Annotated in this window: 10 protein-coding genes and 1 pseudogene; 6 read left to right on the forward strand and 5 right to left on the reverse strand. The window is 71.8% G+C overall.

Annotated elements, in window-relative coordinates; all coding sequences use genetic code 11:
* Together G3I40_RS45975 and ligD are read right to left on the reverse strand one after the other, a co-directional pair.
* Window positions 1-240: pseudogene (locus tag G3I40_RS45975) on the reverse strand (ATP-dependent DNA ligase); the annotation flags it as partial.
* Window positions 237-1121, reverse strand: a complete 885-nt coding sequence (ligD, locus tag G3I40_RS45980) for a non-homologous end-joining DNA ligase (RefSeq protein WP_164560727.1) — start codon at window positions 1119-1121, stop codon at window positions 237-239. The gene ligD and the pseudogene G3I40_RS45975, both read right to left, overlap by 4 nt.
* Before the next feature lie 100 nt (window positions 1122-1221).
* Here ligD and G3I40_RS45985 point away from each other — a divergent pair, with 100 nt between their 5' ends.
* Together G3I40_RS45985 and G3I40_RS45990 are read left to right on the forward strand one after the other, a co-directional pair.
* On the forward strand, window positions 1222-2298 hold the full coding sequence (locus G3I40_RS45985; protein WP_164560728.1) for a Ku protein: 1077 nt from the start codon (window positions 1222-1224) through the stop codon (window positions 2296-2298).
* Window positions 2299-2342: 44 nt separating this feature from the next.
* Entirely contained in the window at window positions 2343-3038 is a 696-nt protein-coding gene (locus tag G3I40_RS45990) for a class I SAM-dependent methyltransferase (protein ID WP_343245228.1), read from the forward strand.
* 347 nt (window positions 3039-3385) lie between these two features.
* On the opposite strand, the gene G3I40_RS45995 is transcribed toward G3I40_RS45990, so the two are convergent.
* Entirely contained in the window at window positions 3386-4519 is a 1134-nt protein-coding gene (locus G3I40_RS45995) for an acyltransferase family protein (RefSeq protein WP_164560729.1), read from the reverse strand.
* Between the two features lie 227 nt (window positions 4520-4746).
* Window positions 4747-5208, reverse strand: a complete 462-nt coding sequence (locus tag G3I40_RS46000; protein ID WP_203645996.1) for a MarR family transcriptional regulator — start codon at window positions 5206-5208, stop codon at window positions 4747-4749.
* Between the two features lie 140 nt (window positions 5209-5348).
* Between G3I40_RS46000 and G3I40_RS46005 the strand changes: the two genes are divergently transcribed.
* From G3I40_RS46005 to G3I40_RS46020, 4 genes are read left to right on the forward strand one after another with little or no spacing between them, the layout of a single operon-like run.
* Entirely contained in the window at window positions 5349-6311 is a 963-nt protein-coding gene (locus G3I40_RS46005) for an SDR family oxidoreductase (RefSeq protein WP_164560730.1), read from the forward strand.
* Window positions 6308-7180: an amidohydrolase family protein gene (locus G3I40_RS46010; protein ID WP_164560731.1), complete on the forward strand. Its 873-nt coding sequence runs from the start codon at window positions 6308-6310 to the stop codon at window positions 7178-7180. Before G3I40_RS46005 ends, G3I40_RS46010 begins: the two co-directional genes overlap by 4 nt.
* A gap of 27 nt (window positions 7181-7207) precedes the next feature.
* Window positions 7208-8713: an o-succinylbenzoate--CoA ligase gene (gene menE, locus G3I40_RS46015; RefSeq protein ID WP_164560732.1), complete on the forward strand. Its 1506-nt coding sequence runs from the start codon at window positions 7208-7210 to the stop codon at window positions 8711-8713.
* Window positions 8714-8729: 16 nt separating this feature from the next.
* A complete protein-coding gene (locus tag G3I40_RS46020) occupies window positions 8730-9188 on the forward strand; it encodes a MaoC family dehydratase (RefSeq protein ID WP_164560733.1) in 459 nt (152 codons plus the stop codon).
* A 5-nt stretch (window positions 9189-9193) separates the two neighbouring features.
* Here G3I40_RS46020 and G3I40_RS46025 read toward each other — a convergent pair.
* Window positions 9194-10437: ABC transporter permease (locus G3I40_RS46025; protein WP_164560734.1), on the reverse strand; the 1244-nt coding region annotated here is incomplete at its 5' end.

Genomic DNA, 10437 nt, shown 5'->3' on the forward strand with positions numbered 1-10437 from the left:
GTGCCAGACGACGACCTCGCCGTCGAGCACCGTCCCCGCGGGCAGCGCCCGGGCCGCCGCGACGAGGTCGGGGAACGCCCGCGCCACCAGGCGTCCCGAGCGGGCCTGGAGCACGACGTCCTCGGCATCGCGGAAGACGACCATGCGGTGCCCGTCGAACTTCGGCTCGAACGCCCAGCCGTCGCCCGGCGGCAGTGCCTCCACCGACTCGGCCAGGGCCACCTCCACCGGCGGCCTCACGACGGCAGCCGCCCGGCCCGGTTGAGGTTGATCAGCGGGCCGAGCAGATCCCCGTACCGCTGCAGCCGCGGCGCGATGTCGTCCGCCAGGAAGACCAGGTCACCGGCGTGCTCGCAGGCCTCGACCTCCTCCCAGGTCACCGGCGTGGACACGGTCGGCTCGGGGCGGGCGCGCAGCGTGTACGGGGCGGCGGTCGTCTTCGCGGCGGAGTTCTGGCTGTGGTCGACGAACACCTTGCCGGGGCGCAGGCTGCGCGTCATCCGGTGCACGACCAGCTGCGGCAGCTCCCCCTCGGCCTCCTGCGCGAGCGCCTTCGCATAGGCGCTGACCTGGTCGGACGGGGTCGGCACCAGGGGGACCAGGAGGTGCATGCCCTTGGAACCGGACGTCTTCGCGTACGTATGGAGGCCGTCGGCGGCCAGTCGTTCCCGCAGCCACAGCGCCACCTCGCAGCACTGCACGATGTCGGCCGGGGCGCCGGGGTCGAGGTCCAGGACGAGCCGGTCGGCCCGCGCGGGCGCGTCCGCCTGCCACTGCGGGGTGTGGAACTCGGTGACCAGGTTCGACGCCCACATCAGCGTCGCGAAGTCCTGCACGAGGATCTGCCGTGAGACGCCCTCCGAGCGCGGCACCTCCGCCGTCTTCACCCAGGCGGGTGTCCCCGGCGGCACGTTCTTGGCGAAGAAGCGCTGGCCGTCGGGCCCGTCCGGGAAGCGCAGGAAGGAGACCGGGCGGTTGTAGAGGTGCGCGAGCAGGGAGCCCGCGGTCGTCGCGTAGTAGTGCAGCAGCTCGCCCTTGGTGAAGCCGGTGGCCGGGTAGAGCACCTTCTCCAGGTTGCTGAGGGGGAGCCGCCGCCCCTCCACTTCTGTGATCGGCGTCATACCGTAATAGTCTGGCAATCCGCATCAAAGCGAAGCATTCACGGGCTGAACGGTGCAAAACGGTGCAGCTGTTCCCACCGTGCTGGACGGGAGGACCCTCGTGCGCTCCATATGGAACGGTGCCATCTCCTTCGGCCTGGTCAGCATCCCCATCAAGCTGGTCAACGCCACCGAGAACCACTCCGTCTCCTTCCGCCAGATCCACCTGGAGGACGGCGGCCGCATCCGCTACCGCAAGGTGTGCGAGCTGGAGGAGAAGGAGGTGACGTCCGCCGAGATCGGCAAGGGGTACGAGGACGCCGACGGCTCGATCATCCCCATCACCGAGGACGACCTGGCCGCCCTGCCGATCCCCACGGCCAAGACCATCGAGATCGTCGCCTTCGTCCCGGCGGACCGCATCGACCCGCTCCAGATGGACACGGCGTACTACCTCGCGGCGAACGGCGTCCCCGCGGCCAAGCCGTACACGCTCCTGCGCGAGGCGCTGAAGCGCAGCCAGAAGGTCGCCATCGCCAAGTTCGCGCTGCGCGGCCGGGAGCGGCTCGGGATGCTGCGCGTCGTCGACGACGTCATCGCGATGCACGGGCTGCTGTGGCCGGACGAGATCCGCACCCCGCAGGACGTCGCCCCCGACACGCATGTCACGGTGCGCGACGCCGAACTCGACCTGGCGGACGCCCTGATGGACACGCTCGGCGAGGTCGACATGGACTCGCTGCACGACGACTACCGGGCCGCCGTGGAGGAGATGATCGCGGCGAAGACCTCCGGCGGGACGCAGGAGGAGACGTCGCAGGCGCCGAAGGCCAAGGGCGGCAAGGTCATCGACCTGATGGCCGCGCTGGAGGGCAGCGTGCGCGCCGCGAAGGAGGCGCGTGGCGAGTCCGCCGGCGCCGACAAGTCGGGGGACGTGGCCGAGGTGACCCACCTCAAGGAACGCTCCCGCAAGAAGGCGGCCCCGGCGAAGAAGTCGACCGCGGCGTCCGGTGCGTCGTCCGCGTCCGGGGCGAAGAAGTCGTCGTCCACGAAGGCGGGTCCGGCCACGAATTCCACCGGCGCCGCCGCGAAGAAGAAGGCCGCCTCGGCGAAGAAGTCGACCGCGACGTCCGCCGCGTCCTCCTCGTCGTCGCGTACGGCCAAGAAGGCCTCGCCCCGCAAGAAGGCGTCGGCCTGAGGCGGTACCCGGGCGTTGTCAGTGGCGGCCCTTAGGGTCCCGCCATGACTTCGACGACCTCCACGACGACGACCTCCACGACGCCGGCCGACAGCGCCGGGACCGAGACGCACGAGATGCGCCGCACCCGCGAGGGCTACGACGCCATCGCCCCGCAGTACGCCGCGCACTTCCGGGAGGAGTTCGCGCGCAAGTCCCTCGGCCGGGCCATGCTCGGGGCCTTCGCCGAGCGGGCGGCGGACCTCGGCGCCGGGCCCGTGGCCGACATCGGCTGCGGCCCCGGCTGGGTCACGGACCTGCTGCACGGGCTCGGGGTGGACGCCTGCGGGATCGACATGTCGCCGGGCATGCTGGCGGTGGCCCGCGCCTCCTACCCCGAACTGACCTTCACCGAGGGCTCGATGACCGCGCTCGACCTGGCGGACGGCTCGCTGGGCGGGATCGTCGCCTGGTACTCGGTCATCCACGTGCCGCCGGCGCTGCTGCCGCGCGTGTTCGCCGAGTTCCACCGGGCGCTGGCCCCGGGCGCCCCGCTGCTGCTCGCGTTCCAGGTCGGCGACGACCCGCTGCGCCTGACGGAGGCGTTCGGCCACGACGTCGACATGCTGTTCCGGCGGCTGACCCCGGAGCGGGTGACCGACCTGCTGCGCGGCGCGGGCCTCACGTACGAGGCGCAGTTGGTGCGGGAGCCGTACGAGGGGGAGCGGACGGCGCAGGCGTACGTCCTGGCGCGGAAGTAGGCCGGGGCCGGTCGCCGGGGCCGGGGGTGGGGCCGGGGTAGCGAACACGGTGCCTGTCCGGCCCCGTGTCAGGCAGGCGCCGAGCACCTCCCGGCGCACACCGGTCCATGCGGCGGGCTCGTCTCACAGTTCCGGCCGTGCCGGGCGGAAAGGTGCGCCCGGCACGCCGAAGGCATGTACCGAGCGCTGATCCCCTGCCCGACGGCGGACCATCGGGAGCGAAGCCGAAGTCGAAGAACTGCAGCCGAAGCGGAAGGGCTGAAACCGAAGAGCCGAAGCCCAAGAGCTGCACAGACCAAGAGCCGAAGCCCAACCCGACGCAGACGCAGACGCAGACGCAGACGCGTCTAGCGCTGCCGCGCCACCTCCGCCGCGTCCCGCTTGAACGCCCACTCCATCTTCGGCTCCATCACGAAGCGGAACATGCGCTGCACCGGTGGCGTGCACAGGACCGTGATGATCGACATCGCGATCAAGGTCACCGCGATCTCGCCGAGCGGCGTGTGGATCCAGGCCGCGTCGTACCAGTCCCAGAAGCGCGAGCCCTTGGCGAGGAAGCCGTGCAGCAGGTAGCCGTACAGCGTGCCCGCGCCGAGCGCCGTGACCCAGAGCTTGCGGCCCGGCACCCAGGCCAGGAAGCAGGCGACCAGGACCACCGAGCAGCCGAACATCGCCAAGGTCATGACGGCGCCGGTCCAGCCGGGCGCGGCCAGTTCCTGGGCGCTGTCGCGTCGGTAGAACCAGGCGGCGTTCATCCGCGGCGCGGCCCAGTACGCGAACACGAGCACGGCGGCGAACACCGGCAGCGCGAGCAGCCGCGCCTCCTTGCGGCGCACCAGACGGAAGTGCTCCGGCTTCAGGCACAGGCCGAGCACGAAGAAGGGGAGGAACTGCAGGACCCGCTGGAGGTCGAGGTCGTCGCCGATGTCGGGGGAGACCGAGGCCAGCACCGCGACGGCGAGCGACACCGGCAGCGGCCAGCGGATCACCTTCCACAGCGGGGTGCTCAGTCGCCACACGAACAGCGCGATCAGGAACCAGGTCAGGTACCAGGGGTCGAGCAGACTGAACGGGTAGTCGGGATCGTCCCCGGCCGTCCGCTTGAACAGGGTGTACGCGACCTCGAAGACCACGTACGGCACGGCCACGCCCGTGATCAGCCGCTTGAGCCGCCCGGGGCTCGCGTCGAACGACCGCGAGAAGTAGCCGGAGATCACGATGAACGCCGGCATGTGGAACGCGTAGACCGTGATGTAGAGGGCCGACGCCGCCCGGCTGTCACCGCGCATCGGCTCCCAGGCGTGCCCCATCGCGACCAGCACGATCGCGAGGTACTTCGCGTTGTCGAAGAAGGCGTCCCGCGCCTTGGCCGGCTTGTCCGCGGCGGCCGGGGCGGGTGCGGCCGGGCGGGAAGGTGCGGTGCCGTCGCGCTGCGCGGGCAGGGGCGCCCGGTGAGCGGTCAGCTGTACCGGTTCGCTCACGATCCCTCCCCGATGGAACCTCGGCTACCGAAACAACGTCTTCTCGGGTTTACGGGGTTCAAGTGGCTGCGAGACATCCCACGCACCGTAGTCACCCACTGAGGCGTACGTAAACCTGTGCCGGCCATGGGTGTCGGCCGTCACAACCGTCATCCGGTCGAGCCGGGAGTTCCTCCCATTCCAGGCATTTTCGAGCGAGTCACTCAGCCTGTGAACCGGCTGTGCCGTCAGGTGAGCCCCGGCTCCGCGATCCGCAGCAGCAGGGCGTGGAGCGTCTCCTGCTCCTTCGGGTCGAGCGGGCCGAGCAGCTCGGCCGTGACGCGCAGCCCCGCCTCGTCCGTGTCGCGCAGAAAGCCGCGCCCGTCCTCGGTCAGGGCGACGATCCGGCTGCGGCGGTCATCGGGCGAGGGGCGTCGCTCGGCGAAGCCGGCCTCCTCCAGGTCGTCGACGAGGCCGACGATCGCGCTCGGGTCGTAGCCGAGGCGCGCGCTCAACTCCCTTTGCAGCGTGCCCTGCGTCGTGGCCAGGAAGCGCAGCATCGCGTAGTGGCGCAGCCGCAGCCCCGACTCCTGGAGCGAGGCGTTGAACAACTGCCCGGAGCGCAGGCCGAGTCGGTACAGCAGATAACCCGTGTCGGCGTGCAGCCCGCGCATCCAAGGCTCGTGCGCGTCGATCGGGGCGGGGTTCATGCGGTCTCCCTGGGCTCTCGTGGGGTGTACGAGGTCAGTCTGACGTACATGCCAGTCAGCAACAACTATTGACGTCAACAATCATTGCTCATACCTTCCTTCTCGCCTCCTCATTCGTGTCGGCCCGAAGGGACCTGCCCGTGCCCCCAGAGTCCACCGGCTCCACCGGCTCCACCGGCTCCACCGGCTCCATCGACCTCTCCGGCAAGGCGGCCGTCGTCACCGGCAGCGGTCGCGGCCTCGGTCTCGCCTATGCGCACGCCCTGGCCGCCCACGGCGCCTCGGTCGTCATCAACGACATCGACGGTGCCGTCGCCGAGGCGGCCGTCGCGTCCGTCACCGCGGCCGGCGGCACGGCGGTCGCCGAGGTGGTCCCGGTCGGCACGGCCGAGGCCGCCGACCGCCTGGTCGCCCGCGCCGTCCGGGAGTTCGGCCGCCTCGACGTGCTGGTCACCAACGCCGGCATCCTGCGCGACAAGGTCCTGTGGAAGATGACCGACGACGACTTCGACGCCGTCGTCACCACCCACCTCAAGGGCACCTTCACCTGCGCCCGTGCCGCCGCCACCCGCCTGCGCGAGCAGGGCGAGGGCGGCACCCTCGTCCTCGTCGGCTCCCCTGCGGGCCAGCGCGGCAACTTCGGGCAGACCAACTACGCGGCCGCGAAGGCCGGCATCGCCGCCATGGCCCGCACCTGGTCGATGGAGCTGGCCCGCGCCCGGATCACCGTCAACGCGATCGTGCCGGTCGCCGCGACCGCGATGACCGAGACGATCCCGGCGTTCGCCCCGTACGTCGACGCGCTGCGCGGCGGCGAGCCGCTGCCCGCCTTCCTGCGCAAGGGCGAGGGCTTCGGCACCCCCGAGGACTGCGCGGCCCTGGTGCCCTTCCTCGCCTCCGACGCGGCGCGCGGCGTCACCGGCCAGGCCATCGGCATCGGTGGCGACCGGATCACCCTCTGGTCCCACCCGCAGGAGGTCAAGTCGGCCTACGCGGACGGCGGTTGGTCCCCGGACGGCCTCGCGGCCGCCTGGCCCACGACGCTCGGCGCCGAGCCGCAGACCGTCGGCATCCCCGCGCCCCGGATCCCGGAGGCCCGATGAACCCCGACGAACTGGTCGCCATCGACGTCCACACGCACGCCGAGGTCTCCTCCCGGGGCCACTCCTCCCTCGACGAGGACCTGCACGCCGCCTCCTCCGCGTACTTCAAGGTCGAGGGGAAGCGGAAGCCGACCCTGGAGGAGACGGCCGCGTACTACCGCGAGCGCCGGATGGCCGCCGTGATCTTCACGGTCGACGCCGAGTCCGCGACGGGCACCGCGCCGGTCCCGAACGAGGAGGTCGCCGAGGCCGCCGCGGCCAACCCCGACGTCCTGATCCCGTTCGCCTCCCTCGACCCGTTCCGCGGCAAGGCGGCCGTGCGCCGGGCCCGCCGCCTGGTCGAGGAGCACGGGGTCAGGGGCTTCAAGTTCCACCCGTCCCTCCAAGGCTTCTTCCCCAACGACCGCATGGCGTACGGGCTTTACGAGGTCATCGAGGAGACGGGCACGATCGCCCTCTTCCACACCGGCCAGACCGGCATCGGCGCGGGCGTCCCCGGCGGGGGCGGCATCCGCCTGAAGTACTCCAACCCGCTGCACGTCGACGACGTGGCCGCCGACTTCCCGCACCTCAAGGTCATCCTGGCGCACCCGTCCTTCCCCTGGCAGGACGAGGCCCTCGCCGTGGCCACGCACAAACCGGGCGTGCACATCGACCTGTCCGGCTGGTCCCCGAAGTACTTCCCGCCCCAACTGGTGCGGTACGCCAACACGTTGCTGAAGGACAAGGTCCTCTTCGGCTCCGACTACCCCGTCCTCACCCCCGACCGCTGGCTCGCCGACTTCGCGAAGCTGGACATCAAGGACGAGGTCCGCCCGAAGATCCTCAAGGAGAACGCGGCCCGCCTGCTGGGCCTCGCCAAGCCCTGAGTCCCACCGAACCTGAAGGGGTGCCGGATGCGCAACGAGGGACTGGGGTCGTGGCCCGCACGCCGGGCCCGCAAGACCCCGCACCGCACGGCCCTGATCCACGACGGCACGACGCTCACCTACGCGGGCCTGCACGCCCGCACCACCCGCCTCGCCCACGCCCTGCGCGCCCGGGGCGTCCGCCGCGGCGACCGCATCGCCTACCTCGGCCCCAACCACCCTTCCTTCCTTGAGGTGTTGTTCGCCGCAGGCGTCCTCGGCGCGGTCTTCGTCCCGCTCAACACCCGCCTCGCGGGCCCCGAGATCGCCTACCAGCTGGACGACGCGGGGGCGACGACAGTGATCCACGCCCCCGCGCACCGCGCCCTGGTGGCCGCGCTGCCGGGCGGCGCGGACACGCGTACGTACATCGAAGTCGGCCTCGCATACGAGGAGTTGATCGCCTCGGCGCCGTCCGCTGACCCCGTCGACGAGCCGGTCTCCGGCGACGACACCTGCATCATCATGTACACCTCGGGGACCACGGGCCGCCCCAAAGGCGCCATGCTCACCCACGCCAACCTCACCTGGAACGCGCTGAACGTCCTCATCGACACCGACTGCGCAGCCGATGAACGCGCCCTGGTATCCGCCCCGTTGTTCCACACGGCAGGCCTCAACATGCTCACCCTGCCGGTCCTGCTGAAGGGCGGCACCTGCGTCCTCGTGGCCGCCTTCGACCCGGCGGCGACACTCGGCCTGATCGCGCGGCACCGCATCACCACCATGTTCGGGGTGCCCACGATGTACGACCTCGTGGCCCGCCGCCCCGACTGGGCGGAAGCCGACCTCTCGTCACTGCGCACGCTGCTGTGCGGCGGGGCGCCCGTGCCGACCTCGCTCATCGCCACGTACCAGGAACGCGGCCTCACCTTCCTCCAGGGCTACGGCATGACGGAGGCCTCGCCCGGCACCCTGTTCCTGGACGCCGAGCACGCGCTGTCGAAGGCCGGCTCGGCGGGCGTGCCGCACTTCTTCACCGACGTACGGGTCGTGCGCAGCGACCTCCGCCCGGCCGGGCCCGGCGAGACCGGGGAGATCCTGGTGCGCGGCCCCCATGTGATGCCCGGCTACTGGGGCCTGCCGGACGCGACCGCGGCGGCCTTCACCGACGGCTGGTTCCGCACCGGGGACGCGGCCCGGGTCGACGAGGACGGCTACGTCCACATCGTCGACCGCATCAAGGACATGATCATCTCCGGCGGCGAGAACGTCTACCCCGCCGAGGTCGAGGACGTCCTGCTCACCCACCCCGACGTCGCCGAGTGCGCGGTCATCGGCGTACCGGACGAACGCTGGGGCGAGGTGCCGCGCGCGGTCGTCGTGCCCCGCGAGGGTGCCCGGATCGACCCGGCGGCGGTGCTCGCCTCCCTCGACGGCCGACTGGCCAGATACAAGATCCCCAAGTCCCTGGTGGTCGCGGACGAACTCCCGCGCACCGCCTCCGGAAAGCTCCTCAAGTCCCGTGTCCGCACCCGCTACGGCCTTCACTAAGGCATTAAGGACCCCCATGAGCATCACTGTGAACGGCCTCGGCGAACTGAAGGAGCTGGCGGGCGGCGCGCTCGGCACCAGCGAGTGGATCGAGGTCACCCAGGAGCGCATCAACACGTTCGCCGACGCCACGGGCGACCACCAGTGGATCCACGTCGATCCGGCCAGGGCCGCCCGGGGCCCGTTCGGCGCCCCCATCGCCCACGGCTACCTGACCCTCGCCCTCTTCATCCCGCTGTTCACCGACCTCCTCGACGTCCAGGGCGTCACGACGAAGGTCAACTACGGTCTGAACAAGGTCCGTTTCCCCGCCCCGGTGAAGGCGGGCTCGCGCCTCCGCCTCACCGCCCGGCTCGCCGGGGCCGAGGACGTCGCCGGGGGAGGGGTGCAGATCACCGTGGACGGCACCCTCGAAATCGAGGGGGAGACGAAGCCGGCGGCGGTCCTGCAGAGCGTGTCCCGCTTCTATCCCTGACCCGACTACTGCTCGACGGTGCCCCGGGGCGGCCGCCGCAGCACCGCGCCCGCGGCGAGCAGCGTCGTCGCCAGGGTCAGGCCCGCCGCTCCGGCCACCACCGTGACGAGGATCCACGGGGACCCGCCGGGCAGCGCGGTGCCGAGGACGCTCAGGCTCAGCGGCACCAGCGTCGCCGCCGCGACCAGCAGGCCGAGCACGATGCCGGCCAGCGCCACGAGCGCCGCCTCGACCGTCACCATCTGCAGGACTTGGCGCCGGGTGGCCCCGACGAGCCGCTGCAGCATGAACTCGCCGCGCCGCTCGGACGTCGCCAGGACCTGCGTGTTGACCAGGGCGAGGGCCGCGTAGCCGACGACCACGCCGAGCACCAGGTACGCCATCCAGGCCTGCGTGTCGTCGGCGTCGGCCTGCGCGGACGCCAGCACCTCGGTGCCGGACACCCGCAGCCCCGGCTGCTTCTGTGCCAACATCCGCAATTGCGCGGCCAGTTGGGCGGTTCCGGTCCCGTCGTCGGCGCGCACCAGGATCTGCGGGACGAGCCCGCCGTCCGTGTGCCCGACGAGCACCGAGGCCGGTACGAGCGCGGTCTCGTAGCCACGCCGCCCCTCGACGGTCGCGACCAGCTTCAACGCGGTCCGCGTACCGTCCCCGAGCCGCATCGGCACCAGGTCACCGAGCCGGTGCTCTCCCGCGTCCGCCGCGGGCAGCGCCACGGAGTCGCCGCTGAGGGCGGCCAGAGTGCCGCTCGCCGCACGGAACGCCGTCGTGCCGTCCAGACCCTGCGCCGTGACGCCCTGCAGCGACAGCTCGGTGGGCTGCGGCCCGGTGTCCTCGCCCTCGCTCGCCCGCATCGGCTCGTCCGGTTCCACGTACCCGGTGGTGGGGATCTGCGCGGAGGCCGCCGCGACCCCCGGCTGCGCGCGCACCGTGTCCACGAGGCCGAGCGGCAGCCCGCCGGAGGCGGAGGACACCACCAGGTCGGCGCGCAGGCTCTCGTCGAACGCCCGCCGGGCGCCGTCGGACTGCGTGGTCTGCATGTATACGAGGCCCAGGGCGAGGCCGCTCGCCAGCATCACCGGCATCACCGCGGACGCCAGCCGGGCGGTGCGGGCCCGCGCGTTGCGCACGGCGAGCTCACCGGCGAGCCCCGACACCTTGCCGAGGGGCCGGCGCAGCAGGGCCGTCATGGCGCGTACGACGACGGGCCCGAGCAGGCCGAACGCCGCGGCCCACACCATCGCGGCCG

This window comes from Streptomyces sp. SID14478 (assembly GCF_010548525.1).
Taxonomy (GTDB): domain Bacteria; phylum Actinomycetota; class Actinomycetes; order Streptomycetales; family Streptomycetaceae; genus Streptomyces.

Coding starts and splice junctions, on each gene's coding strand:
- ligD (WP_164560727.1), bottom strand. CDS start 1,121: ATGACGCCGATCACAGAAGTGGAGGGGCGGCGGCTCCCCCTCAGCAAC.
- G3I40_RS45990 (WP_343245228.1), top strand. CDS start 2,343: ATGACTTCGACGACCTCCACGACGACGACCTCCACGACGCCGGCCGAC.
- G3I40_RS46000 (WP_203645996.1), bottom strand. CDS start 5,208: ATGAACCCCGCCCCGATCGACGCGCACGAGCCTTGGATGCGCGGGCTG.
- G3I40_RS46010 (WP_164560731.1), top strand. CDS start 6,308: ATGAACCCCGACGAACTGGTCGCCATCGACGTCCACACGCACGCCGAG.
- menE (WP_164560732.1), top strand. CDS start 7,208: ATGCGCAACGAGGGACTGGGGTCGTGGCCCGCACGCCGGGCCCGCAAG.
- G3I40_RS46020 (WP_164560733.1), top strand. CDS start 8,730: ATGAGCATCACTGTGAACGGCCTCGGCGAACTGAAGGAGCTGGCGGGC.